Origin of the sequence: Streptomyces sp. UG1 (genome assembly GCF_049974585.1) — a bacterium.
Taxonomy (GTDB): Bacteria; Actinomycetota; Actinomycetes; order Streptomycetales; family Streptomycetaceae; genus Streptomyces.
Window position 1 is genome coordinate 57,094 of sequence record NZ_JBNGGG010000006.1, and the last position, 25,331, is coordinate 82,424.

18 protein-coding genes are annotated in these 25,331 nt (G+C 68.1%); 6 read left to right on the forward strand and 12 right to left on the reverse strand.

Annotated elements, in window-relative coordinates; translation table 11 throughout:
- The first annotated feature begins 249 nt into the window (after positions 1-249).
- The 3 genes from ACP4J3_RS08525 to ACP4J3_RS08535 all read left to right on the forward strand — a co-directional run bounded on the left by ACP4J3_RS08525 (position 250) and on the right by ACP4J3_RS08535 (position 3,347).
- Positions 250-1,320, forward strand: coding sequence for a ParA family protein (locus ACP4J3_RS08525; protein WP_426532399.1), 1,071 nt, complete (start codon positions 250-252; stop codon positions 1,318-1,320).
- Positions 1,317-2,411 (forward strand): ParB/RepB/Spo0J family partition protein, encoded by a 1,095-nt coding sequence (locus ACP4J3_RS08530; protein WP_426532047.1) that lies wholly within the window; start codon positions 1,317-1,319, stop codon positions 2,409-2,411. The genes ACP4J3_RS08525 and ACP4J3_RS08530 overlap by 4 nt, the downstream gene beginning before the upstream one ends.
- A 318-nt stretch (positions 2,412-2,729) precedes the next feature.
- Positions 2,730-3,347 carry a GNAT family N-acetyltransferase gene (locus ACP4J3_RS08535; protein WP_426532049.1) on the forward strand — a complete coding sequence of 206 codons (618 nt, stop codon included), beginning with the start codon at positions 2,730-2,732 and terminating at the stop codon, positions 3,345-3,347.
- 70 nt (positions 3,348-3,417) lie between these two features.
- Here ACP4J3_RS08535 and trxA read toward each other — a convergent pair whose 3' ends face one another.
- The 7 genes from trxA to ACP4J3_RS08570 all read right to left on the reverse strand — a co-directional run bounded on the left by trxA (position 3,418) and on the right by ACP4J3_RS08570 (position 13,172).
- A complete protein-coding gene (trxA, locus tag ACP4J3_RS08540) occupies positions 3,418-3,750 on the reverse strand; it encodes a thioredoxin (RefSeq protein WP_031484651.1) in 333 nt (110 codons plus the stop codon).
- Between the two features lie 41 nt (positions 3,751-3,791).
- Positions 3,792-4,760 carry a thioredoxin-disulfide reductase gene (gene trxB, locus ACP4J3_RS08545; protein ID WP_426532051.1) on the reverse strand — a complete coding sequence of 323 codons (969 nt, stop codon included), beginning with the start codon at positions 4,758-4,760 and terminating at the stop codon, positions 3,792-3,794.
- Between the two features lie 171 nt (positions 4,761-4,931).
- Positions 4,932-5,861 carry an anti-sigma factor family protein gene (locus ACP4J3_RS08550; protein WP_426532053.1) on the reverse strand — a complete coding sequence of 310 codons (930 nt, stop codon included), beginning with the start codon at positions 5,859-5,861 and terminating at the stop codon, positions 4,932-4,934.
- A complete protein-coding gene (gene sigM, locus ACP4J3_RS08555; protein WP_426532055.1) occupies positions 5,858-6,598 on the reverse strand; it encodes an RNA polymerase sigma factor SigM in 741 nt (246 codons plus the stop codon). Before sigM ends, ACP4J3_RS08550 begins: the two co-directional genes overlap by 4 nt.
- Before the next feature lie 31 nt (positions 6,599-6,629).
- Entirely contained in the window at positions 6,630-8,348 is a 1,719-nt protein-coding gene (locus ACP4J3_RS08560; RefSeq protein ID WP_426532057.1) for a protein kinase family protein, read from the reverse strand.
- 137 nt (positions 8,349-8,485) lie between these two features.
- Positions 8,486-10,717 carry a murein biosynthesis integral membrane protein MurJ gene (gene murJ / locus ACP4J3_RS08565; RefSeq protein ID WP_426532059.1) on the reverse strand — a complete coding sequence of 744 codons (2,232 nt, stop codon included), beginning with the start codon at positions 10,715-10,717 and terminating at the stop codon, positions 8,486-8,488.
- 49 nt (positions 10,718-10,766) lie between these two features.
- Complete coding sequence (locus tag ACP4J3_RS08570) at positions 10,767-13,172, reverse strand: DUF6049 family protein (RefSeq protein ID WP_426532061.1); 2,406 nt, start codon at positions 13,170-13,172, stop codon at positions 10,767-10,769.
- Positions 13,173-13,441: 269 nt separating this feature from the next.
- On the opposite strand from ACP4J3_RS08570, the gene ACP4J3_RS08575 reads away from it, so the two are divergent.
- Positions 13,442-14,908, forward strand: coding sequence for a CCA tRNA nucleotidyltransferase (locus ACP4J3_RS08575; protein WP_426532063.1), 1,467 nt, complete (start codon positions 13,442-13,444; stop codon positions 14,906-14,908).
- Between the two features lie 117 nt (positions 14,909-15,025).
- Here ACP4J3_RS08575 and ACP4J3_RS08580 read toward each other — a convergent pair whose 3' ends face one another.
- The 3 genes from ACP4J3_RS08580 to ACP4J3_RS08590 all read right to left on the reverse strand — a co-directional run bounded on the left by ACP4J3_RS08580 (position 15,026) and on the right by ACP4J3_RS08590 (position 18,272).
- Positions 15,026-16,303: an MFS transporter gene (locus ACP4J3_RS08580; protein WP_426532065.1), complete on the reverse strand. Its 1,278-nt coding sequence runs from the start codon at positions 16,301-16,303 to the stop codon at positions 15,026-15,028.
- Positions 16,304-16,461: 158 nt separating this feature from the next.
- Positions 16,462-17,544 carry an inositol-3-phosphate synthase gene (locus ACP4J3_RS08585; protein WP_426532067.1) on the reverse strand — a complete coding sequence of 361 codons (1,083 nt, stop codon included), beginning with the start codon at positions 17,542-17,544 and terminating at the stop codon, positions 16,462-16,464.
- Between the two features lie 44 nt (positions 17,545-17,588).
- On the reverse strand, positions 17,589-18,272 hold the full coding sequence (locus tag ACP4J3_RS08590; RefSeq protein ID WP_426532069.1) for a PadR family transcriptional regulator: 684 nt from the start codon (positions 18,270-18,272) through the stop codon (positions 17,589-17,591).
- Between the two features lie 352 nt (positions 18,273-18,624).
- Between ACP4J3_RS08590 and ACP4J3_RS08595 the strand changes: the two genes are divergently transcribed.
- Both ACP4J3_RS08595 and ACP4J3_RS08600 read left to right on the forward strand, forming a co-directional pair.
- On the forward strand, positions 18,625-21,237 hold the full coding sequence (locus ACP4J3_RS08595; RefSeq protein WP_426532071.1) for a transglycosylase domain-containing protein: 2,613 nt from the start codon (positions 18,625-18,627) through the stop codon (positions 21,235-21,237).
- Positions 21,238-21,432: 195 nt separating this feature from the next.
- On the forward strand, positions 21,433-22,932 hold the full coding sequence (locus ACP4J3_RS08600; RefSeq protein ID WP_426532072.1) for a glycosyltransferase family 87 protein: 1,500 nt from the start codon (positions 21,433-21,435) through the stop codon (positions 22,930-22,932).
- Positions 22,933-23,050: 118 nt separating this feature from the next.
- Here ACP4J3_RS08600 and ACP4J3_RS08605 read toward each other — a convergent pair whose 3' ends face one another.
- Together ACP4J3_RS08605 and femX are read right to left on the reverse strand one after the other, a co-directional pair.
- Positions 23,051-24,082 carry an alanine racemase gene (locus ACP4J3_RS08605; RefSeq protein ID WP_194043849.1) on the reverse strand — a complete coding sequence of 344 codons (1,032 nt, stop codon included), beginning with the start codon at positions 24,080-24,082 and terminating at the stop codon, positions 23,051-23,053.
- Positions 24,083-24,180: 98 nt separating this feature from the next.
- Positions 24,181-25,299: a peptidoglycan bridge formation glycyltransferase FemX gene (gene femX, locus ACP4J3_RS08610; protein WP_426532075.1), complete on the reverse strand. Its 1,119-nt coding sequence runs from the start codon at positions 25,297-25,299 to the stop codon at positions 24,181-24,183.
- Between the last annotated feature and the right edge of the window lie 32 nt (positions 25,300-25,331).

Sequence of the window (25,331 nt, forward strand, 5' to 3'; positions counted from 1 at the left end):
TGCCGGAGTGTCGCGACAGTTCGGCCCCGGCTGCTGTGCATCGTGTTTCACGTGAAACGTCGCTCACTGCTGCACGGCATCATCAGTCGTGGCCGCGCTGCGGCCGAACCGCGCGACCGCAAGCCCCTTGGATCCCTCGGAGAGGGTGCCTCTGATGACTCTCCGTCCCCCTGGAGGGGCACGGAGTTTTCCACAGAGGTGGATTTCTCCACAGAACAACAGGCCTCACTGGTTCACGACCCCGAAGACATGGGAGGCTCTGTTCATTGCGAGCCTGAAGTCGAGGAGAGTGAATCCTTGCGGTCCGACGCCAACATCGCGGGACCGATGACCGATCCGGTCCCCGGTCCCCGTACCGAGTCGATGGGGGAGGATGTTTCACGTGAAACACCGCCCCCGATGGACGACACTCCCATCGGTCGTGCTGCCCAACTGGCGGTGGAGGCTCTGGGCCGCGCCGGCGAGGGCCTGCCACGGCCCGAGCAGACCCGTGTCATGGTGGTCGCCAACCAGAAGGGGGGCGTGGGCAAGACGACAACGACGGTGAACCTTGCCGCGTCGCTTGCCCTGCATGGCGGCCGCGTGCTGGTGGTCGACCTTGACCCGCAGGGCAACGCGTCCACTGCTCTGGGCATCGACCACCACGCCGAAGTCCCTTCCATCTATGACGTGTTGGTCGAGAGCAAGCCGCTCGCCGAAGTCGTCCAGCCGGTGCCCGATGTCGAGGGCCTCTTCTGCGCCCCCGCCACGATCGATCTCGCCGGTGCGGAGATCGAGCTGGTGTCGCTGGTGGCCCGCGAAAGCCGACTCCAGCGGGCGATCCAGGCCTACGAGCAGCCGCTGGACTACGTCCTCATCGACTGCCCGCCCTCGCTCGGCCTGCTGACGGTCAACGCTCTCGTGGCCGGGCAGGAGGTCCTGATCCCGATCCAGTGCGAGTACTACGCGCTGGAGGGCCTAGGACAGCTTCTGCGCAACGTCGATCTGGTGCGGGGGCACCTCAACCCCGCCCTGCATGTCTCGACGATCCTGCTCACCATGTACGACGGCCGGACACGGCTCGCGTCCCAGGTCGCGGACGAGGTGCGCAATCACTTCGGTGACGAGGTGCTGCGGACGAGCATTCCCCGCTCGGTCCGTATCTCCGAGGCGCCGAGCTATGGGCAGACGGTGCTGACATACGATCCCGGATCGAGCGGTGCCCTCTCCTATCTTGAGGCGGCACGAGAAATCGCGCTGAAGGGCGTCGGTGTCAGTTACGACCCGACCAACGCCCACTTCGGCGCCCAAAACCCGAGCATGGCGGAGGGGATGCAGTGAGCGAGCGACGGAGGGGTTTGGGCCGTGGTCTCGGCGCACTGATCCCCGCTGCACCGACGGAGAAGGCGGTGCCCCCAGCTGGACTGGGGGGCGCTGCCGCATCTCCGGCGGCTGTCCCGGTGCTGAACGATCGAGGGGTGGCCGCGGCCAAGGTGGCCACGCTGCCGCCTGTTTCACATGAAACCGAGGAGCCGTCGCCGAACGGTGCCGCGGAGACGCCCGCAGCTCCCATGGGTGCTCACTTCGCGGAGATCCCCCTCGATGCGATCACGCCGAACCCGCGGCAGCCGCGTGAGAACTTCGACGAGGATGCCCTACAGGAACTCGTCACCTCCATCCAGGAGGTCGGTCTCCTCCAGCCGATCGTCGTACGGCAGCTCGGCCCCGCCCGGTACGAACTCATCATGGGTGAGCGTCGTTGGCGGGCCTGCCGTGAGGCCGGCCTCGAGGCGATCCCGGCGATCGTGCGGGCCACGGACGACGAGAAGCTTCTTCTGGACGCGTTGCTGGAGAACCTGCACCGCGCTCAGCTCAACCCGATCGAAGAGGCGGCTGCCTACGATCAGCTCCTGAAGGACTTCAACTGCACGCATGATCAGTTGGCGGACCGGATCGGCCGTTCCCGGCCTCAGGTCTCCAACACCCTGCGGCTGCTGAAGCTCTCGCCGAAGGTTCAGAACCGGGTGGCCGCCGGGGTGCTCTCCGCCGGGCATGCGCGGGCTCTTCTCTCCGTCGAGGACCCGGAGGAGCAGGAGCGGCTGGCCTACCGCGTGGTGGCCGAAGGACTGTCGGTCCGGTCTGTCGAAGAGATCGTGACCCTGATGGGTTCCCGGCCGCAGAAGACCTCGCGCCCCAGGGGACCCCGGGCCGGCTCCGTGCCTTCCCCGGCTCTGTCCGACCTCGCGACCCGGCTCTCGGATCGTTTCGAGACGCGGGTGAAGGTCGAACTCGGTCAGAAGAAGGGCAAGATCACCGTCGAGTTCGCCTCTCCGGAGGATCTTGAGCGGATCCTCAGCACGCTCGCTCCGGGCGAGAAGCTCGCCCTTCAGCAGAGCCTTCTGGGCGATGACTCGGAGGACTCCGAGGACTGAGGCCTGACCGGTCGGGGCCGCTCTCCGACCATGTACGCGGGCCGTGTCCGGTGTGTATCGGAACACGGCCCGCGCTTTGCTTTCTGGCGGTATCGATGGAATCGCATCGTGGATACGATGCGATCGGGTATGGCGCATCCACCTGGCAGACCTCTTAGGGGAGGCGGGGTCCATGCGAACGGTGAGCCGCACCGGACTGGTGAGCGCGGGTCTTGGGCTGGGCGCGGTCGGCGGGTTCGTCGGCAGCCTGCTCAGGGAACGAAGCGCCCTGACAGCCGCTCGTGATGCCGCGGGCGAAGGAAGCGAGGAACAGCCTTCATGGGCCGTCGGCTCGTACCGCTCACGCTGGACAACCTTCCGGACCTTCCCAAGCGCTGCCGCTCGTGTGTCTTCTGGGAGTTGGACCCGGTCAGTGGCGAGGCCGCGGTAAAGGCCGGCACTGCCGCCCTGGAGAAGGAGGCCTGGATCTCCGCCGTCCTGCTGGACTGGGGATCCTGCGGTCGAGTCGTCTACGTCGATGAGGTGCCGGTCGGCTTTGTGCTCTACGCGCCCCCGGCTTATGTCCCTCGCTCGACGGCGTTTCCCACGAGCCCTGTCTCGCCGGACGCGGTGCAGTTGATGACGGCGTTCATCATGCCGGGCTATCAGGGCCAGGGGCTGGGCCGGGTGATGGTCCAGACGGTTGCCAAGGATCTGCTGAGGCGCGGCTTCAAGGCGATCGAGGCCTTCGGGGACGCACGCTGGAAAGAGCCTGCGTGTGTTCTGCCCGCAGACCATCTCCTGGCCGTGGGCTTCAAGACGGTTCGCCCCCACCCCACCTCTCCGCGTCTACGGCTGGAACTGCGGACGACGCTGTCCTGGAAGGAAGACGTGGAGATGGCGATCGACCGGCTGCTGGGGGCCGTGCAGAAGGAGCCGGTGCTGCGCCCGCTCTAGAGGGAGCTGTGACTCCAAAGCGAATGGGCCAACCCGAGAGGGTTGGCCCATTCGTGTTTCACGTGAAACATCACTCGGCGATGAAGTCCTCGAGGTCGCGGAGGATCGCGGCCTTCGGCTTCGCGCCGACGATGGTCTTGGCGACCTCGCCGTTGTGGTAGACGTTCAGCGTCGGGATTGACATGACGCCGTACTTCGCGGCCGTACCCGGGTTCTCGTCGATGTTGAGCTTGACGATCTCGATCTTGTCGCCGTGCTCGGCGGCGATCGCCTCCAGGGACGGCGCGATCTGGCGGCACGGTCCGCACCAGGCGGCCCAGAAGTCCACCAGGACGGGCTTGTCGCTCTTGAGGACGTCCTGCTCGAAGGAGTCGTCGGTCACGTTCTTCAGGGTGCCGGCCACGGCGGGCTCCTTAATGGTGTGTTGCGTGGGGTGGGTGAGGGTCAGACAGAGGTCTTCTCGGGCTCGGCCTTCTCCTCGTCGCTGAGGGCGGCGAGGAAGCGTTCGGCGTCGAGGGCGGCAGAGCAGCCGGTGCCGGCGGCGGTGATGGCCTGACGGTAGGTGTGGTCGACGACGTCGCCGGCGGCGAAGACTCCGGTCAGGTTGGTGCGGGTGGAGGGGGCACTGACCTTGAGGTAGCCCTCTTCGTCCAGGTCGAGCTGGCCCTTGAACAGTTCGGTGCGCGGGTCGTGGCCGATGGCGATGAACAGGCCGGTGACCGCCAGGTCGGAGAGCTCGCCGGTCTTGACGTTGCGCAGCTTCAGGCCGGAGAGCTTCTGGTCGCCCTGGACCTCGGCGACCTCACTGTCCCAGATGAACTTGATCTTGGGGTCAGCGAAGGCGCGCTCCTGCATGGCCTTGGAGGCACGCAGGGTGTCGCGGCGGTGGACGATGGTGACGGACTTGGCGAAGCGAGAGAGGAAGGTGGCCTCCTCCATCGCGGTGTCGCCGCCGCCGATGACGGCGATGTCCTGGTCCTTGAAGAAGAAGCCGTCGCAGGTGGCGCACCAGGAGACGCCGCGGCCGGAGAGGGCGTCCTCGTTGGGCAGGCCGAGCTTGCGGTGCTGGGAGCCGGTGGCGACGATGATGGCCTTCGCGCGGTGGACCGTGCCCGCGGTGTCCGTGACGGTCTTGATCTCACCGCTCAGATCGACATTGACGACGTCGTCCGGGACAAGCTCGGCGCCGAAGCGCTCGGCCTGGGCGCGCATGCTGTCCATGAGCTCGGGGCCCATGATGCCGTCCTGGAAGCCGGGAAAGTTCTCCACCTCGGTGGTGTTCATCAGCGCGCCACCGGCGGTGACGGCGCCCTCGAACACCAGCGGCTTCAGCGACGCGCGCGCGGTGTAGAGCGCCGCCGTGTAGCCGGCGGGCCCGGAGCCGATGATGATCACGTTACGGACGTCGCTCACGGCTTGATTCCTCGTCTCTGGAATACGTCGTCGGACCGGTGGGAGCCCCTTTCAGAACTCTCACCCCACCCAACGGATACTAAGGGGCGCGCATTCCCACTGTGTCCGGGCACACGGTGTCGCCACACCATAGGCGTTGGTGCGCCGGACGGAGACGAGCCGCCGGGGTTCTCAGGAACGCGCGTAGGACTTCGTCAGAAGGACCTTCGCCGTGGCGGTCGACGGGTGTTTCACACAGGTCGCGTCCATGAGGTAGGCGGTGACCCTGGTGTCATCAGAGGCATCGGGTAGCACGACGAGCAGTGCGTCCTTGCCCTTGTAGATGCCCTCCTCGGTGGCGAGTGCCCCGTCGTTGCGGCCGATGCCCTTCTGGATGCACTCGGGCACCGTGATCCCGCGGAGGGTCTGAGGACTCTTGGTGTCGGGTCCGCCTTCCACGCCCATGCTGTGATCCGGACCGAGGGACTTGCCGAGGGTGCTCTCACTCTGGTTCTTGGCGAGGAGATCGTCGACGCGCGTCTCCAGCTTCGCTGCGGAGAAGGTGTCGGCGGTCTGCCCGCCTTCGGCCGAGGGACCGGATCCTCCACCGCCCATGAGGGAGGTCAGCAGTACAGAGCCAAGCCCGACGGCGGCGGCCGTGAATGCGGCGCTCAAGACGGCGACCTTGCGTCGGCCCACCTTCTTGCGGCCCTTACGGCCGGGTCCGGTGGTGGAAGAACGGGCGTGGCCTGCCGGACGGTCCCCGGCTGCCGACGTTTCACGTGAAACATGCGTGCCGTTGTCCGCGGCGGAGACCGTGTGAGCGTCTCCGGCCTGAGCCGGCACATCGGCGTCAGCGGGTGCCGTCGCATTCAGCAGAGCCTCTGCGGCCAGGGCGGCGTCGATGCGTCCCGCGACATCGTCGGGCATCCGCGGCGGGCCGGGCAGGGTGCCGAGCAGTCCCCGGATCTCCTTCAGCGAGGCGTGGACGTCATCGCACAGCTCGCACTCCTCCAGATGCCGACGCAGATCGGCGGTCCGGGACGCGGAGAGAAGGCCCTCGGCGAGGTCGGAGAGCTCGGCGACGTCCGGGTGCCCGGCCGTGTCCGTCGTGGATGTCACGCTCGCCCACCTCCGCCCTTCACAGGTGCTGAATCACTCGGCCCGGTATCGCGCGGATCCTTGGCTTGTGGCCCCTTGGCAGGTGGACCCGCTGCCGGTGGGACGGATGTCCCCTGCGTCCGGTTCCGTCTCTCGCCGGGATCCTTGCCGTCGCCGGCGCTTTCCGGCCGTAGATGGGTGAGAAGAGGCAGGAGTCTGGCTCTGCCACGTGCGCATCGGCTCTTGACCGTGCCAGTCGGCACATCGAGGACCCGGGCGGCTTCCGCGACCGGGTAGCCCTGCATGTCCACCAGGACGAGGGCGGCCCGCTGGTCTGGAGGCAGTGTGCCGAGGGCCTTGAGAAGCTGGCGGTGCAGATCGTTGCGCTCCGCGGGCGCCGAGGCCGACTCATGCGGCTCCAGGAGCTGCTCCAGACGCTCGGTGTCGTCGACCGGCGAGGTCTTGCGGGAGGCCGCCTTGCGGGCGCGGTCCAGGCAGGCGTTCACCGTGATGCGGTGAAGCCACGTCGTGACGGCCGACTGGCCCCTGAAGGTGTGCGCGGCCCGGTAGGCGGACACCAGGGCGTCCTGAACGGCGTCGGCGGCCTCCTCGCGGTCGCCGAGCGTCCGGAGGGCCACGGCCCACAGTCTGTCGCGGTGCCGGCGCACCAGCTCACCGAAGGCGTCGGGGTCGCCCTTCACATGGAGAGCCAGGAGATCCTGGTCGCTCGCGTCGCGGTGTGCGGTGCCATCTGCCATCGGACCCCCTCCCCTTTGGATCTGGTGAGTTCTACTCCGTGAACTTCAGGTCGGTGATGGCCTGCTTGTATCCGGGGCCGCTGTAGTCGTCACGGTCCGCGTGGGGCATGGCGGTGAACCAGACGAGAACGTACTGGGTCTTCACCGACTTGGTGACCTTTACCGTCGCACTGTTACCGCTCGTCGTGACGGTGCCGATCTTCTCCATCGAGTCCAGCGACGCGGGCGTCAGGGAGTCAGAGGCGTAGAGCGAGACGGTCGTGTGGCTGCCGGAGTACAGCAGCCCTATCGAAGCGGCCGACACCTTCTGGGCCGATCCGAGGTCGTAGACGATGCCGACACCCGGCTTGAAGGCGGGGTTCATGTCCGGACCTTCGACGAAGCTCCTGGTGCGCCAGTAGGTCGAGCTGTCACCGTCGTAGGTCTTGCCCACATCCTCCGGTGCCTGGGCGTCGCCCTTGGCGACGAACTCCTGGGCGTCCTGGATCTTGATCGGCTGGGTCGGCTTGGGCTTGTCGCCGTTCTTGTCGTTGTCGTCCGTCGTCTGCGTCTGATTGCTGTCCCCGGACTCGTTGCCCTGGTCCATCAGCGCGTCCGCGAGCTGCCAGCTGCCAAGGCCCAGGGCGGCAATCAGCAAGGCCGAGACGGCCCACTTCAGGGCCTTGCCGGTGCGGCTCTGCAGCGGGGGCGGTGGGGTCGGCACCGGCTGGGTGGCACCAGGATGAGCAGCCTGGCGGCCGTACGTGCCCTGCTGGTACGTCGTGCGCTGATAGTCCGGCGGCGCCGCGAAAGAGGGCTCCGGTGGGCGGATGCGGGGCATCTCGCCGATCGCCTTCACCAGCTCCTCCGGCGTGGTGCACGCGGACTCGTGGCGGGAGGCGGTCGCGCCGTCGTTGGCCAGCGCGCGCATGGCGAGCTCGGACAGCCCACGGTGGACACCGGCACGCACCTGGTCCGGGGCGATCAGACCGACGTCCTTGGGCAGCCCGGACAGGCCGTAGGCGTCGCTCTCGTACGGCCAGCGCTGGGTGAGCGCGGCGTACAGCAGGGCGCCGATGGCCTCCGTGTCGGTGCGCTGCGGGGTTTCGGAGCTGATGCCCCGCAGCGCGGCGTTCACCGCGAGGCCGCGGATGCGCCACTGGCCGGTCGACGTACGCAGCACGGCGTTCGGGTTGAGCCGCAGATGGGCCAGGCCCTCGCGATGGGCCGCGGCCATGGCGGCGGACACCTGGGTGACCATCTGGTAGGCGTCGTACACCTCCAGCGGTCCCGAGGCGAGGAGCGTGGTCATCTCGGTGGCGTCGGGCAGCCATTCATGGACGACGTAGACGAGGTCGTTCTCCTCCACGGCGTCCAGCACCTGGACGAAGCGAGGGTCACCGAGCAGCGCGGAGGAGCGGGCCGCGGCCAGAACGGAACGGGCCCGGGCGTGATCTGCGGGCAGGATGTGCACGCCGACGGCACGACGGAGTTTCTCGTCGACCGCACGCCAACTGCTGAAACCGTCCAGACGGGTGACGCACTCCTCGAGGCGGTAGCGTCTGGCGAGCTTGTGGCCGCTGTGCAGTTCGGGCGGTGAGGCCTTCCCGGGACCCTCGGTCCCGCCACTCCCCTGTGCCTCGTCGATGTCCGTGTCCCGCTCCCGATTCTTGGCCACCCCGTCGGCCGTGGACTGGTCCGCCTGTGCGGTCAGCGGCTCGTCGCCGCTGTTGTCTGCCACGTCGACGGCAGCCGTGCTCCGTTCCGCCACCGTCGTTCCTGCCTCCCCATCCTTTGCGCGCCGTACGACCTCGAGCGCGCCGTCCGACGCCGAAACCAATTGTGCCCACAGTCCGCCGCTATGCACGACACACGATGGCGGACGATGGTTGTGCGCTTACCCCTGCGTCAGCGACCCAGACGTCCGCGCACCATGCCGACCAGTGAGTTCACTTCCTCGATGCGCATCCGGCGGGCGGCGACGAAGAAGACCCCGAACAGGACGGATCCGCCGGCCAGCAGCGCGGCGAGGGAACCGACGACGCCCTGACCCAGGGTCTGACCGATGCCGTAGCAGGCGGCGCCGCTGAGAAGCGCGGCCGGTACCGAGGCGATGCACAGGCGCGTGTACGTCCGCAGTACGCGCGAGCCGTCCAGATCGCCGCCCAGCCGTCTGCGCAGCCGGCGCCAGGCGACGCCGACGCCGATCGCGTAGGCCACCCCGTACGCCGCGGCCATGCCGGCGACCGCCCAGCGGGCCGGAAGGACGAAGAAGCACAGGGCCGAGAGGCTCGCGTTGCCCGCGGCCACGATGACCGTGTTGTAGAAGGGGGTCCGGGTGTCCTCGTAGGCGTAGAAGGCGCGCAGGACGACGTACTGCACCGAGTACGGGATCAGGCCGAGGCCGAAGGCCATCAGCATGTAGCCCATGTTGGTGGCCTCGCTGGTGCCCGAGGAGCCGAAGATCAGCGTGCACATCGGGATGCCGAGCGCGAGGAATCCGAAGGCGATGGGCACGATCGCCACCGCCGTCGTGCGCAGGCCCTGGGAGATGTCGTCACGGACGGCGCCGGTGTCGTTCTCGACCGCCGAGCGCGAGATGCGCGGCAGCAGGGCGGCCATCAGGGAGACGGTGATGATGGCCTGCGGCAGGCCCCAGATCAGTTGGGCGTTGGCGTAGGCGGCGAAGCCGGTGCCGTCGATGGGCGAGGTGTCGCCCGCCGCGGTGGACAACTGGATGACGACGAGCGCGCCCGCCTGGTTGGCGAGGACGAACAGGACGGTCCATTTGGCGAGGGTCACGGCCTTGCCGAGGCCGTGCCCCTTCCAGTCGAAGCGCAGCCGCGGCCGGAACCCGGTCTCGCGCAGGTAGGGGATCATCGCCAGGGCCTGGACGACCATGCCGAGCAGAATGCCGACACCGAGCAGCCGCTGGCCCTCCGGCGGGATGGTCGTGACCTGCATGCCGGAGTTCGCGGCGGTCCCGTAGACCCAGATGAACATCCCCAGCGTCACGATGATGACGATGTTGTTCAGGACCGGAGTCCACATCATCGCGCCGAACTTGCCGCGGGCGTTGAGGATCTGCCCCATCACCACATGGATGCCCATGAAGAAGATGGAGGGCAGGAAGTAGCGGGTGAAGGTGACGCCGACCTCGTTGGCCGCCGGGTCGCCGGCGACCGAGTCGGACAGTGCGCGGACCAGGAGCGGTGCGGCGAAGAACGTGAGCAGGGTGAGCGTGCCGAGCGTCACCATGACGAGGGTCAGCAGCCGGTTGGCGTAGCCCTCACCGCCGTCCTCGTCCTCCTTCATGGCGCGCACGAGCTGGGGCACGAAGACGGAGTTCAGGCCGCCGCCGACAGTCAGGATGTAGATCATCGTCGGTAGCTGGTAGGCGACCTGGAAAGTGTCACCCAGGAGGCCGACGCCCAAGGCCGAGACGATCAGCGCCGAGCGGATGAAGCCCGTGAGCCGGGACACCATCGTGCCCGCCGCCATCACGGCGCTCGACTTCAGCAGACCGCCGGCCCGCCCGCCCTTCTTGGCGGCAGGCTCCGGGGCCGGAGCGGGCGCCGGCGTGGTCGCCTCGGCTCCCGCGGGCGGCGTAGGGCCCGCGGCAGGCGCCGGTGAGGGGCCGGGGACCATGGGCGGCGGCTGGTGCTGCGGATGGCCGCCCTGCTGCTGGTCCCGGAAGAGATGAGCGAAGGCGTCGTGCTCCGGACGCTCCTCGGTGGAGTGCGAGACAAGGTCGTCGACGCCCACGTACTGGGTCGTACGGGGGTCGTCACCGTACGGCAGGTACTGGGTCGGCCCCTCCGGCTCGGGTGCCGGGGTCTGGGCCCACACGTGCGGGTCGGGGGCGTACGGGGACTGGGGCGGCTGAGAGTAGAGGGGCTGCTGGGGCTGATAGGTGCCCGGCGCGGGCGGCGGGTGCGCGGCACGGTCGTAGAGCGCCTCGGCGACCGGGTCCTGGGCGGAGAGCTCCTGGCCCCGGTAGGGGTCGCGGTCATAGGCGTCCTGGAGGTACATGTCCGCGGGGTGCTGCGGCGGCACCTGGCCGGGCTCGGGCGGCGCGCCCTCGGGGTGCCCCGAGCTGCCCGCGGCCTGGCCGCGGTCACCGTCGTACGGCGCGTTCATGGTTACCCCACCTCATCGTCCCGGGCCCACCGGCCACGACATCGCTCGCTCAACGGTCCACTCTCTCACCCGTGCCGGACGGGTCGGCGCTTTCCGCTGCGGTGTCCGGTGTCGGGTCACTCGGCTGCTCCGAGGCGCCTGCCCGGGTACCGGCTGGGGACTCCTCCTTGAGTACGTCCTCCGGAGTGAGACGTTCCTCGGGCTCCTCCGGGTTCTCCGGAAGACCGTCGGACTCGCCCGTCTCCTGGGCGTCGTCCTCCCCGCCGTCACGTGCCGCCGCGCGCTTGCGCTGCGTGTACATCCGGAACCCGGCGAGGACCAGCAGCAGGAAACCGCCGCCGATGACCAGCATCACCGTGGCCGTGAACTCGGTGACCTTCACGTCGAACGTGACGGGTGCGCCGTACGGCTGGCCGTCCTCGGTGTAGAGCTGGGCCCGCACCCTGGCCTGGCCGTTGGCCTGAGCCGACGTGGTGAACTTCACCGTCTGGCTGTGTCCGCCGGAGACCGTGACGTGCTGTTCGTCGTAGGCCTCGCCACCGATCTCCAGACGCCTCGGGCTCGACGAGGTGAGCCGCAGCACCAGGTGCTCCACGCCCTGCACCAGGTTGTTCTGCACGGTGACGGGGATCGTGGCGCTGCGTCCGGAGAGCTTGGTCTCGGACTTGTCGATCAGCGTGACCTGGCCGGCCAGGGAGTCGATGTACGCCTCGACGCCGTTGCGGTAGTCGGCCGCCTCCGCGGAACGGCTCCTCCACGACGTGGACATCTCGCGGTTGATGGCCCGCCCGAAGGGGGTCACCACGCGGTCCTTGTTGCTGAGGATCACCTTGAAGTTGTCGAGCTTGTCCTGCGTGGTCGCGATCTGTTCGAACACCGATCGCGGCAGCTCCTGCTTGCGCAGCGAGGAGGGGTATTTGGAGATCGCCGGCACCTTCGTGGTGGCGCCGGAGTCGGGCTTGGCCGCGGCGGCGGCCGTGAGTTCCTGGGACTCGGACCAGGCGCCGCCCTGGAGCGCCGTCACCGCCTCGGCCAGCGCCTGGGCCTGGCTCGCCGTCGGCATCCGCTGCGGGGCGACGACGATGCTGCGCTCCCTGTCCGACTGGAGGTTCAGGGCCAGGCTCAGGGCGAGGAATCTCTGGACGGCGAGCGTCGAGGTCGAAGCCCGGGTCAGGTTGCCCTGGAACGCCGTCGACAACCGTGCGTCCGCGACCACGGCCGTCGTGCCGCCGCCGATGGGGCGGGCGGCGGACGGCGTGTAGGGCAGGCCGCCCGTCTCCACCAGGCTGTCGCTGCGGGCGATCACCTTGTCCGCGCCTGCGGAGGTGGCGACCTTGACGATGGACGGGTCGATGGCGCCGTTCATGGGCCAGGCGAAGTCGGTGGTCGGTTCCACATGGAGCACCGAGTCGACGGTGTCGGCGGCGACGTCGGCGGCTTCCTTGAGGTGATTGAGGGAACCGGTGACATTGGTGCCGTTGTGCGCCAGGGAGGCCAGGTCGGGGTCGGCGAAGGGCAGGGCGACGACCTCCTTGTCCTGCACCGCCTCCTGAAGCTCGGCCAGCCACTGCTTGGCGACCGTCTGATGGGTGCCCGGCGTGGGCGTGTCGCCCTCGCCCTGGACGTCGTAGCTCTCGGTCATCGCGTCCACGGAGGCCAGCAGGTCGGGGTCGATCACCCAGGTGACGTCGAGGTCCTTGCCGAGGGACACCAACTGCTGCAGACGCCCGCCCGGGGAGATCTCCTTGGCGAGATCGTCGTCACGGAAGACCGGCGTCTGCGACTCGTCCGAGCCTGTCTGTGCCGTCATGTGGGACGTGGAGATGAGCGGCCACAGAACCGTCGTCCGCGTCTTGGTGTCGGCTCCGTCCGGCTGCCACGGCAGGAAGGTCCGCTGGATGCCGAGCACCTGGTAAGGCTGCGCCGGTGTCTCGCCGGACAAGGAGACGGCGAACTGGTAGACCCCGTCCCCGCCGAGATCCAGCTTGTCGACCGGCACGGAGATGCTGAAGTTCTGGGCGACGCCCGGGGTGAGCTTGGCGAACTCCTTGATGTACTTCCCGCCCACCGGGGACCCGTCGAGACCCGGCTGGTAACCGGTGCGCCGGCCGACCGTGTCGATGTCCGAGCGCGTGTTCACGGGCGATCCGAGACGCAGGTCCACCTGGGCGTCGGTGACGGTCTGCTTGCTCTCGTTGGTCACCGTGCCGGACACGGTCAGGGTGTCGCCCTCACCGGGGACGGTGGGGGTGAGCGAGTCCACGGCGACGGACACGGTGTTCGAGCCGGACGCGGCCTTCAAGGAGTCCTGTCCGGCCGCCTGTGAGGGCGCCGCGGCAGGGAACTGGAGCAGACCGGCCAGCAGAGGCGCCCCGGCGAGCAGTGCTCCGGTGCGCCGCAGCCAGCGGCGGGCAGGTGAGGGACTCATCCCCTGGAAGTCTGCCGCCTCGGCCACGCGTTCGCCCGTCCCTCGTCGTCGTCAGTGGTCGTCGGAATGTGCGTCCACGCATGGTAACGATGCGCGCTGAGAGGAAGTGCCGCGGAGTGCCCCACAAGATCGGCCCGCATTGTCGGCCTGTCCCGTATGTACGGGTATAAAAGGGGGCCCTTCACCAAGTCGTAAGGACAGCCCTCGGACCCGCTCCGGTGGCGGCGACTGTGCCCGTGGTGTGCAGGTTTAATGGAGGCGCCTGCGGTCGCCAGGGCCACGTACCCTCTTCTGTTGTGCCGAACGCCAACGAAGACAAGTCCAGTGTCCTGAGCCAGGTGCAGCACCGCGCGGTGAGCGAGCTGCTGCGGGTCGCGCCTGTCGCCGATGACCTTGCCCGCCGCTTCCGGGAAGCCGGGTTCTCACTCGCCTTGGTCGGCGGGTCGGTCCGGGACGCGCTGCTCGGCCGGCTCGGCAACGACCTGGACTTCACGACCGACGCCCGTCCCGAGGACGTGCTGAAGATCGTGCGCCCGTGGGCGGACGCGGTGTGGGACGTCGGGATCGCCTTCGGCACGGTCGGTGCGCAGAAGAACGCTCGCGTCGGAGACGCTGATCGATGCTTTCAGATCGAGGTGACGACCTACCGCTCGGAGGCGTACGACCGGACCTCGCGCAAGCCCGAGGTGTCGTACGGCGACTCGATCGAGGAGGACCTCGTCCGGCGCGACTTCACGGTCAACGCGATGGCCGTCGCGCTGCCGGAGAAGGAGTTCGTCGACCCGCACGGCGGACTGGAGGACCTCGCGGCCCGTGTGCTGCGGACCCCGGGTACGCCGGAGGCGTCCTTCTCGGACGACCCGCTGCGCATGTTGCGCGCGGCGCGGTTCGCGGCGCAGCTCGACTTCGAGGTGGCTCCCGAGGTGGTGGCGGCCATGACGGAGATGGCCGGGCGCATCGAGATCGTCTCGGCGGAGCGGGTCCGGGACGAGCTGAACAAGCTGATCCTCTCCGCCCACCCGCGTAAGGGCCTCACACTGCTGGTCGACACCGGGCTCGCCGGGCATGTCCTGCCCGAGCTGCCGGCCCTGCGACTGGAGAGCGACGAGCACCACCGTCACAAGGACGTCTACGAGCACACGCTGATCGTCCTGGAGCAGGCGATGGCGCTGGAGGAGGACGGTCCCGACCTGACCCTCCGGCTTGCCGCGCTGCTGCACGACATCGGTAAGCCGCGCACGCGTCGCTTCGAGAAGGACGGCCGGGTCTCGTTCCACCACCACGAGGTGGTCGGCGCGAAGATGACGAAGAAGCGCATGACGGCGCTCAAGTACTCGAACGAGCTGGTGAAGGACGTCTCTCGTCTGGTCGAACTCCACCTGCGCTTCCATGGCTACGGCACGGGAGAGTGGACGGACTCCGCCGTCCGTCGATACGTCCGTGACGCCGGACCGCTTCTCGACCGCCTCCACAAGCTGACCCGCTCGGACTGCACGACGCGGAACAAGCGCAAGGCGGCGGCGCTGTCCCGGGCCTACGACGGCTTGGAGGAACGGATCGCGCAGCTTCAGGAGCAGGAGGAGCTGGACGCCATCCGGCCCGACCTCGACGGGAACCAGATCATGGAGATCCTTGGCGTCGGGCCCGGGCCGGTCATCGGCCGTGCGTACAAGCACATGCTGGAGCTTCGGCTGGAGAACGGGCCGATGGAGCATGATGTCGCGGTGGCGGCGCTCAAGGAGTGGTGGGCCGAGCAGGGCTGAGACTCGACACTCGCGGGCTGTTTCACGTGAAACATGTCCACGGGAGACGCCGAGGGGCGATGTTTCACGTGAAACATCGCCCCTCGGCGTCTGGCTGTAGCCGGGAGTGGCTCTGTGTCATTGATGTGACACAGACCGATACTCAAAGCGGGCCATAGCCCCCGCAACGCCCGCATAGATCACGGCGACTGTGATCACGAGGGCCGCTGAACGCCCGTCCGGCGGCAGCATCAGGGCGGCCACTCCGGCGGCTCCGACGAAGGCGACGTTGAACAGCACGTCGTAGACGGAAAAGGTCCGGCCACGGAAGCCGTCTTCGACCGAGGACTGCAAGATCGTGTCTGTCGCGATCTTCGCGCCCTGCGTCGTCAGGCCCAGGACGAATGCCGCGACCAGCGTGGGAGCTGTGGCGAAGGGGAGTCCGAGGGCGGACACCAGGATGGCTGCCGCTCCCGCGCACACGACGATCCAGCCACCGGGCCCGAGTCGTGCGGCCGCCCAGGGGGTTGCCAGCGCCGCCGCGAAGAAGCCGGCGCCGGAGATGCCCAACGCCAGCCCCAGCAGGGCGAGCCCGTCATCGGCGTTGGAGGAGAAGGCGTACCGGCACAGCATCAGCAGCATGACCAGCAGGGCGCCGTAGCAGAACCGCATCAGCGTCATCGCGAACAGCGCCCAGGCCGCCTGTCGGCGTGGCGGCGTGGAGAGATGGCGTACGCCTGCCGCCAGGTCACGTGCGGTGCCGGAGAGCGCCGTGCCGAGCCGCGGCGTCACCAACTCGCGCTCGGGCCCGAGCAGTTCCGGGGTCATGCGCAGTGATGCCAGGCCCGCGCACAGGTACAGGATCGCTCCCAGCAGCACCACGGCGGCATCGGAGTCCCAGATCAGCAACCGTACGAGGAAGGCCAGGCCGGCACCGGCGGTCGCGGCGAGCGTCCCGGCGGTCGGGGAGAGGGAGTTGGCGATCACGAGCCGCTCTTCGTCGACCACGCGGGGCAGCGCCGCGGACAGGCCGGACAGGACGAAGCGGTTGACGGCGGTGACGCACAGGGCGGAGACGTAGAAGAGCCAGTCCGGGACCTGGGTGACGATCAGGGCGGCGGTGGCCGTGGCCAGCACAGTGCGCAGCAGGCTGCCGTACAGCAGCACCTGACGGCGCCGCCAACGGTCCAGCAGGACACCGGAGAAGGGGCCGATCAGGGAGTAGGGCAGGAGCAGTACCGCCATGGCGGAGGCGATCGCGGCGGCCGAGGTCTGTCGCTCCGGGGAGAAGACGACGTACGTGGCGAGCGCGGTCTGATAGACGCCGTCGGCTCCTTGCGAGAACAGGCGTACGACCAGCAGGCGCCGGAAGTTCCGGAAGCGCAGCAGGACCCGCAGGTCGCGTACGACGGACATGGGGCACAGCCTCACATATGGGGAGGGCCCCCGGGCGCTACAACCCGGGGGCCCTCGGCAGCTCTGGCAGGAGCGTTTCTGAGCGAGCCTTGGCGCGCTGTGGCCGGTAGAGCCAGCGCGTTGCGCTGTGTCGAGCTACCGCGTTGCGCTGTGTCGAGCTACCGCTCGACTTCCCCCTTGATGAACTTCTCGACGTTCTCGCGGGCCTCGTCGTCGAAGTACTGGACCGGCGGGGACTTCATGAAGTAGCTGGACGCCGAGAGGATCGGGCCGCCGATGCCGCGGTCCTTGGCGATCTTCGCGGCGCGCAGGGCGTCGATGATCACGCCGGCGGAGTTCGGGGAGTCCCAGACCTCGAGCTTGTACTCCAGGTTCAGCGGGACGTCACCGAAGGCGCGGCCCTCGAGGCGGACGTAGGCCCACTTGCGGTCGTCGAGCCAGGCGACGTAGTCGGACGGGCCGATGTGGACGTTCTTCTCGCCGAGCTCCCGGTCGGGGATCTGCGAGGTGACGGCCTGCGTCTTGGAGATCTTCTTGGACTCCAGGCGCTCGCGCTCGAGCATGTTCTTGAAGTCCATGTTGCCGCCGACGTTGAGCTGCATCGTGCGGTCGAGGATGACACCGCGGTCCTCGAACAGCTTCGCCATGACGCGGTGCGTGATGGTGGCGCCGACCTGGGACTTGATGTCGTCGCCGACGATCGGGACGCCCGCCTCGGTGAACTTGTCCGCCCACTCCTTCGTGCCGGCGATGAAGACCGGCAGGGCGTTGACGAAGGCGACACGCGCGTCGATGGCGCACTGGGCGTAGAACTTGGCCGCGTCCTCGGAGCCCACGGGCAGGTAGCAGACGAGGACGTCGACCTGCTTGTCCTTGAGGACCTGGACGACGTCGACCGGCTCCTCGGCGGACTCCTCGATGGTGGCGCGGTAGTACTTGCCCAGGCCGTCGAGGGTGTGGCCGCGCTGGACGGTCACGCCGGTGCGGGGCACGTCGCAGATCTTGATGGTGTTGTTCTCGCTGGCGCCGATGGCATCCGCGAGGTCGAGGCCGACCTTCTTCGCGTCGACATCGAAGGCGGCTACGAACTCGACGTCGCGCACGTGGTAGTCGCCGAACTGCACGTGCATCAGGCCGGGTACCTTCGACGCCGGGTCGGCGGCCTTGTAGTACTCGACTCCCTGAACCAGCGACGCGGCGCAGTTGCCCACGCCGACGACGGCTACGCGAACCGAACCCATTCCGGTTGCTCCCTGTGTGTACGAGTGAGGCCCTGAGTGGGCGCTCACGTGGCGGTGTCGTCGGGCGTATCCGGCCTGGGATCGTCCCCCGGCCGGGGCAGGCCGCCCGGCGCTCCAGATGTGGTGTCCCGCGAGTCGGACCCCCCGGAGGCGGAACCCTTCAGGTCCCGCCCGGCCCGCTCGCTCTCGATGAGCTCGTTCAGCCAGCGCACTTCGCGCTCCACGGACTCCATCCCGTGGCGCTGAAGCTCGAGCGTGTAGTCGTCGAGGCGCTCCCGCGTGCGTGCCAGAGAGGCGCGCATCTTCTCCAGGCGCTCCTCCAACCGGCTGCGGCGTCCCTCCAGCACGCGCATGCGCACGTCCTGTGGTGTGCGTCCGAAGAAGGCGAATCGGGCAGCGAAATGCTCGTCCTCGTACGCGTCGGGCCCGGTCTGGGAGAGCAATTCCTCGAAGTGCTCCTTACCTTCTGCCGTCAACCGGTAGACGATCTTGGCGCGACGGCCCGCGAGTGGTGCGGCGAGCGCGTCCTCGGCGGTGTTCCCCGGTTCCTCGATCAACCAGCCGTTGGCGACCAGCGTCTTGAGGCAGGGATAGAGCGTGCCGTAGCTGAAGGCCCGGAACACGCCCAGTGATGTATTGAGTCGTTTGCGCAGCTCATAGCCGTGCATCGGGGACTCGCGCAGCAGTCCGAGTACGGCGAACTCGAGGATTCCGGCACGTCGGCTCATCCCCTCGCCTCCTCGTCGTATGTCGCGCTGATGTATCGACTCGATACATCACGACGATAGAACGGCCTTCCGGACGCGACAAGTGGGGGGACGGTGAACGGGGTCACATCAAGGATTCATGTGGAGCGAGTTGCCTGATTTGGGGTGAAGTTCTGGGCTAGGTGGGGTTTGGCGGTGCGTAGTCTGTGCGCCATGAAAAGCACTGGGAACCGAGTGACGCCCGTGAGCGTCGTCATCCTCGGTGCAGTACGGGTGAATGCGGAACCGACCGCATCCGTACTCCGGGGGGACCGGAAATCAGCCGCCGTTGACAGGCGCCCAGGGGTGCGCCTGCCCGAGGAGTAGTCGTTCGATGAGCGAGCACCGTCGCAAACCGCCGCAGCCGCAGGGAGGCGGACGTGCCGCGGCCCGACGCGGTCAGGCCGGCTTGTCCTCCGGCCGCCGAGCGGCACCGCGTGGCGCCACCGGGTCTCCCTCCGACTCGTACGGGTCGGGTTCCGCCGGTTCGGTGAGCGAGGAACGTCCCTACGGCGGCCGCGCCGAAGCACGACGCGCGGCCCAGAGAAGCGGCGGCAGCCGCCGCAGAGCGGCCGAACCGGCCAGGGGTGGCCGTCGGGCGGCTCCCGGCGGCGGCAGAGGGCGTGGGGCGCCGCCGGACAGGAAGCGGTTCATCGACTATCCGCGCGCGGGCAAGTACGGCCTGGCGCGCTGGGTGCCGTCGTGGCGACTGGTCACGGGCGTCTTCCTCGCCTTCATGGGCGGTCTGGTCGCCGCGGCGGGCATCGGGTACGCCATGGTGGGCATCCCGAAGGCCCAGGACACGGCCAAGGCGCAGAACAACGTCTTCTACTGGTCCAACAACAAGCAGATGGCGGCGACCGGTGGCCAGACGAACCGCCAACTCGTGCCTGACGCCAAGATCCCGAGGGAGATGAAGGACGCGGTGGTCTCCGCCGAGAACGCGTCCTTCTACGAGGACAACGGCATCGACCCGGCGGGTATCGCACGAGCCGTTCTCAACATGGCGAGGGGCGGCGAGACGCAGGGTGGTTCGACCATCACCCAGCAGTTCGTGAAGAACGCCTACCTGAGCCAGGAACAGACGCTCTCCCGTAAGTTCAAGGAACTGTTCATCTCCATCAAGGTCGGCCAGCAGATGTCGAAGGACGAGATCCTGGCCAACTACCTCAACATCGCCTACTACGGCCGGAACGCATACGGCATCCAGGCGGCGGCCCAGGCGTACTTCGGCGTGGACGCCGAGAAGCTCACCCCCTCGCAGTGCGCCTTCCTCGCGGCGGTGCTGAAGGGCCCGAACTTCTACAACCCCGACGGTGGTGTGGGAGCTGGTGCTACGCCGGAGGCCAACATCAAGCGTGCCAAGGACCGCTGGTCGTGGATCCTGGGCCGCATGGTCGAGGTGGGGCGTATGACCCCGGAGGACCGTGCCAAGGTCGGCGACTTCCCCACGCTCAAGAAGCAGAGCTCGAACCTGTCCGGGCAGTCCGGCTATCTGATCGACATCGCCAAGGAGTACGTCGCCAAAAAGGCGGGCCTGTCCCCCGAGGATCTGGAGAAGGGCGGCTACCGGATCTACACGACCTTCGACAAGGACAAGGTCAACGAGCTGGCTGCGGCCGTCGAGAAGACGCGGAAGAGCTTCCTCGAACCCGAGAAGCGGGAGAAGGACAAGCACGTTCAGTTCGGCGGGGCGTCGGTCGACCCCAAGACCGGAGCGATCGTCGCGCTGTACGGCGGCGCGGGCTACGACAAGGGCCACTACTCCAACAACGCCAACACCCTGGGTGTGCCGGTCGGCTCGACCTGGAAGCCGATCGTGCTGGCCTCCGCGATGCAGTACGGGACCTACAAGACGACGCCGGAGCCGCTCTCGCCGTTGGCCAAGTACAACGGCAACGACCTCCTGGAGATCAAGGACCAGAACGGCGACCCGATCATGGGTAATGACGGAAAGCCGTTCCGGCAGAAGAACGAGGGCACCACGGCCTGGGGTGAGGTGACACTCAGGAAGGCCATGGAGCAGTCGATCAACAGCCCGTTCGCGCAGCTTGGCATCGACGTCGGTCTGTCCAAGACCCGGGAGATGGCGAACAAGATGGGCATCACGTCCAACTTCTTCGACAAGGCCAACCTCAGGAACGTGTCCTTCTCGCTCGGTACGTCGACCCCCAGCGCCATCCGCATGGCCGACGCGTACGGCAGCTTCGCCAACGAGGGCATGCACCTCGAGCCGTACTCGGTCACCAAGGTGATCAAGGACGGTCAGCCGCTCGACGGGTTTGATGCCCCGGAGGAGCAGAAAGCCATGGATGCGAACGTCGCGAACAACGTGACGGACGTCCTGGAGAACGTGGTCAAGAACGGCACCGGTAAGAAGGTCGCGGACATCGGGTTCCCGGTGGCCGGCAAGACGGGTACGACCGATGAGAACAAGTCGGCGTGGTTCGTCGGGTACACCAGGGAGCTGTCCACGGCTGTGACCCTGTTCCGGACGGATCCCGACAAGGGCAAGCTGCTGTCCATGAACGGCACCGGTGACGTGCCCTCCATCCACGGTGGTGACATCCCGGCGCAGGTCTGGAAGGACTACATGGCCGAGGCCATGAAGAGTTATGGCACCCTCGAGCCCTTCCCGGAGGCCGAGCCCATCGGCGAGATCATCAACGACACTCCGACCCCGACCGTGGCGCCGACGCCCACCGAGACTGTCGAGGAGAGTCCGACACCGACGGAGAAGCCCTCGAAGCCGGAGAAGTCGCCGACGGCGACGCCTACCGAAACCTGCTTCGGCTTCCAGTGCAATGACATCGGAGGCTCGGACAGCGGCGGTACGGACGGAGGCGTGACCTCGTCGCCGACGCCTACGGAGACGGAGGAGGACAACGGCGGAGGTAACGGCAACGGCAACGGCAGCGGAGGCATCTTCGGTGGACCCTCAGGCTGATCGACACGATCAGATGTGAGAAGGCCGGTGGCCGGCACCCACAGATGGGTGCCGGCCACCGGCCTTTGGCGCTTGGACGGAGGGCTCGGGCGGCGGCCTGTTTCACGTGAAACGTCGGTTTCACGTGAAACACTCGGCCGTCACACCCCCGTCGTCCTCGCACCGTTCTCAGACAGGTACGGCAGGATGTGCCCCATGCCCAGTGCAGAGACGACGCCCACGAGCGTGCACGAGCCGGACCTGGTGCGGCCGACCAAGGAGGACGAGGTCGCCGCGAACGGGAGCGAGCTGATCGGTGGTCCCATCGGACGGCGCGCCCTGCTCGGGACGTCCTGGTGGACTCCCGTGCGGATCGTGGCGCTGGTGGCGATCGGCATGTTCGCTCTCGGGCTGGTCCAGAAGGCGCCCTGCTACGACGGCGCCTGGTTCTTCGGCGCCAGCTCGCAGTACACACACGCCTGCTACTCGGACATCCCGCACCTCTACCAGGGGCGCGGCTTCGCCGATGGACTCGTGCCGTACTTCGACAAGCTCCCCGGCGACATGGAGTACCTCGAATACCCGGTGCTGACCGGTGTGTTCATGGAGGTCGCCTCCTGGCTCACGACGGGCAGCGGCACCATTCAGCACCAGGAGCAGTGGTACTGGATGGTCAACGCCGGGATGCTGATGGTGTGCGCGGCCGTCATCGCCGTCTGCGTGACCCGCACGCACGCCCGGCGCCCCTGGGACGGCCTGCTGGTCGCCCTGGCGCCCGCCTTCGCGCTGACCGCGACCATCAACTGGGACCTGCTGGCCGTCGCCCTGACGGCCGCCGCGATGCTGATGTGGTCGCGCGGCCGCTCCCTCGCCTTCGGCATCCTGCTGGGGCTCGCCACGGCCGCGAAGCTCTATCCCGTCTTCCTGATCGGCCCGTTGTTCGTCCTGTGCTGGCGCGCGGGCAAGTGGCGCGACTTCGGCAAGGCGCTGGGCGGCGCCGTCCTCGCCTGGCTGGTGGTGAACCTTCCGGTGATGCTCCTCGCCTGGGACGGGTGGTCGCAGTTCTACCGGTTCAGCCAGGAGCGGGGCGTCGACTTCGGCTCCTTCTGGCTGATCATGGCCCAGAACTCCAACGATCCACTGAGCACCGAGACCGTCAACACGCTTGCCACGCTGTTGATGCTGTTGTGCTGCGCCGGCATCGCCGCGCTCACGCTCACCGCGCCGCGACGTCCACGCTTCGCGCAGATGGCCTTCCTGATCGTCGCGGCGTTCATCCTCACCAACAAGGTCTACTCGCCGCAGTACGTCCTGTGGCTGGTGCCCCTGGCCGTGCTGGCCCGGCCGAGGTGGCGGGACTTCCTCATCTGGCAGGCGTGCGAGGTGGCGTACTTCCTCGGGATCTGGCTGTACCTCGCGTACACGACCAGCGGGGACGCCCACAAGGGACTGCCGCCGGACGGCTACCACTGGGCCATCGGCGTCCATCTGCTGGGGACGCTGTACCTGTGTGCCGTCGTGGTGCGGGACATCCTCATGCCGGAGCGCGATCCGGTACGCCGGACAGGTGACGACGATCCCTCGGGCGGCGTTCTCGACAAGGCCGAGGACGTGTTCGTGCTCGGTCACGCGGCCCGTCCGCCGCGGCATGCGGCCCACTTCGAGGAGCCGCAGGTGGAGTGGGGCGGCCGAGGGGCGCCCGGCGGTTCGCTCTGAGCGAACAGGGCGTAGGGGCGTAGGGGCGTACGCGAAAGGCCGTATACGGAAGGGGGCCGTGTACGGCCTTTCGTCGTTGCGGTGTCGCCGACGGCCGTTCGGTTGCCGGGCGGGGCTGTCAGCGGTCGACGAGCCGGTCGAACTGCGTGGTGGTGTGCCGCAGATGGGCGACCAGCTCGTCGCCGACCTTCGGCTCGGGGGCGTCCGCGGGGACGAACAGGATCGAGACCTGCATGTGCGGCGGCTCCGCGAACCAGCGCTGCTTGCCGCCCCACACGAAGGGAGAAAGGTTCCGGTTGACCGTGGCGAGGCCGGCCCGGGCGACGCCCTTGGCGCGCGGCATGACGCCGTGGAGGGCCTTCGGGGCCTCCAGACCCACCCCGTGCGACGTACCGCCCGCTACGACCACCAGGAAGCCGTCGGAGGCCGCCCGCTGCTGCCGGTAGCCGAAGCGGTCGCCCTTGGACACGCGCGTGACGTCCAGGACCGCGCCGCGGTACTCCGTGGCCTCGTGGTCCCCCAGCCACAGCCGGGTGCCGATGCGCGCGCGGAAGCGGGTCTGCGGGAACTGCTGCTGCAGGCGGGCGAGTTCCTCGGCCTTGAGGTGGCTGACGAACATCGTGTGCAGCGGCAGGCGGGCGGCGCGCAGCCGGTCCATCCAGCCGATGACCTCCTCGACGGCGTCCGAGCCGTCGGTGCGGTCAAGCGGTAGATGGATGGCGAAGCCCTCGAGCCGGACGTTCTCGATGGCGGCGTGCAACTGCGGCAGGTCCTGCTCGCTGATGCCGTGCCGCTTCATCGAGGACATCACCTCGATGACCACACGGGCGCCCACGAGGCCGTACACGCCGTCCACCGACGACACCGAGCGGATGACACGGTCGGGCAGCGGCACGGGCTCCTCGCCGCGTCGGTACGGCGTCAGAACCAGCAGATCACCGCCGAACCAGTCCTTGATGCGCGCGGCCTCGTACGTCGTGCCCACGGCGAGGACCTCGGAGCCCAGCCGGGTGGCCTCCTCCGCGAGGCGTTCGTGTCCGAAGCCGTAGCCGTTGCCCTTGCAGACCGGGACGAGGCCCGGGAACTGCTCCTGCACGTGCTTGTGATGCGCCCGCCAGCGCGCGGTGTCGACGTAGAGCGTGAGCGCCATGGCCGGACCTGGAACCTTTCTCGTGGCTGCGGTGTATCAGAGATGTGGAAGCTATCGACAGTGCAGCTATGGACGGTATCGAAGCAGAGAACGAGAGGTCAGCGACGCGACATGTAGATGTCGAGCGCCTTGTGGAGCAGCTTGTTCAGCGGGAAGTCCCATTCGCCGAGGTACTCGGCGGCCTGCCCGCCCGTGCCCACCTTGAACTGGATCAGGCCGAAGAGGTGGTCGGTCTCGTCCAGCGAGTCGGAGATGCCGCGCAGGTCGTAGACGGTCGCGCCGAGGGCGTAGGCGTCGCGCAGCATCCGCCACTGCATCGCGTTCGAGGGCCGGACCTCACGGCCGATGTTGTCGGAAGCGCCGTAGGAGTACCAGACATGGCCTCCGACGATCAGCATGGTCGCCGCCGACAGGTTCACGCCCTCGTGGCGGGCGAAGTACAGCCGCATGCGGTTGGGGTCCTCGGTGTTGAGGGCCGTCCACATGCGCTGGAAGTACGACAGCGGGCGGGGCCGGAAGTGGTCGCGCACGGCCGTGATCTCGTACAGGCGCTGCCATTCCTCGAGGTCCTGGTAGCCGCCCTGGACGACCTCGACGCCGGCCTTCTCGGCCTTCTTGATGTTGCGCCGCCACAGTTGGTTGAAGTTCTTGTGGACCTCTTCCAGGGATCGGTTGGCCAGCGGCACCTGGAAGACATAGCGGGGCTGTACGTCGCCGAAGCCGGCCCCGCCGTCCTCGCCCTGCTGCCAGCCCATACGACGCAGCTTGTCGGCGACCTCGAAGGCGCGCGGCTCGATGAAGTCGGCCTCGATGTCGCGCAGCCGCTTCACGTCGGGGTTCTGGATGCCCTGCTTGATGGAGCCCGCCTCCCAGCGCCGGATGATCACCGGCGGGCCCATCTTCACGGAGAAAGCGCCCTGGTTCTTCAGATGCGCGAGCATCGGTTCCAGCCACTCGGTCAGATTCGGCGCGAACCAGTTGATGACCGGGCCCTCGGGCAGATAGGCGAGGTAGCGCTTGATCTTGGGAAGCTGGCGGTAGAGGACGAGGCCGGCGCCGACCAGTTCACCGCTCCTGTCGAACCAACCGAGGCTCTCCGAGCGCCACTCGGCCTTCACGTCCGCCCAGGCCGGGACCTGCATGTGGCTCGCCGACGGCAGGCTCTGGATGTATGCCAGATGCTGCTCGCGACTGATCGTCCTCAGGGTCAGGCTCATTCGGGGCGCTCCTCGGGCTGGTGTGTCCCCAT

Bases quoted from the DNA above. Each gene is read 5' to 3' on its own strand.
- ACP4J3_RS08585 (WP_426532067.1), bottom strand. From the start codon at position 17,544: ATGGGTTCGGTTCGCGTAGCCGTCGTCGGCGTGGGCAACTGCGCCGCG.
- ACP4J3_RS08590 (WP_426532069.1), bottom strand. From the start codon at position 18,272: ATGAGCCGACGTGCCGGAATCCTCGAGTTCGCCGTACTCGGACTGCTG.
- ACP4J3_RS08595 (WP_426532071.1), top strand. From the start codon at position 18,625: ATGAGCGAGCACCGTCGCAAACCGCCGCAGCCGCAGGGAGGCGGACGT.
- sigM (WP_426532055.1), bottom strand. From the start codon at position 6,598: ATGGCAGATGGCACCGCACACCGCGACGCGAGCGACCAGGATCTCCTG.
- ACP4J3_RS08600 (WP_426532072.1), top strand. From the start codon at position 21,433: ATGCCCAGTGCAGAGACGACGCCCACGAGCGTGCACGAGCCGGACCTG.
- femX (WP_426532075.1), bottom strand. From the start codon at position 25,299: ATGAGCCTGACCCTGAGGACGATCAGTCGCGAGCAGCATCTGGCATAC.
- murJ (WP_426532059.1), bottom strand. From the start codon at position 10,717: ATGAACGCGCCGTACGACGGTGACCGCGGCCAGGCCGCGGGCAGCTCG.
- ACP4J3_RS08580 (WP_426532065.1), bottom strand. From the start codon at position 16,303: ATGTCCGTCGTACGCGACCTGCGGGTCCTGCTGCGCTTCCGGAACTTC.
- ACP4J3_RS08525 (WP_426532399.1), top strand. From the start codon at position 250: ATGGGAGGCTCTGTTCATTGCGAGCCTGAAGTCGAGGAGAGTGAATCC.
- ACP4J3_RS08535 (WP_426532049.1), top strand. From the start codon at position 2,730: ATGGGCCGTCGGCTCGTACCGCTCACGCTGGACAACCTTCCGGACCTT.
- ACP4J3_RS08605 (WP_194043849.1), bottom strand. From the start codon at position 24,082: ATGGCGCTCACGCTCTACGTCGACACCGCGCGCTGGCGGGCGCATCAC.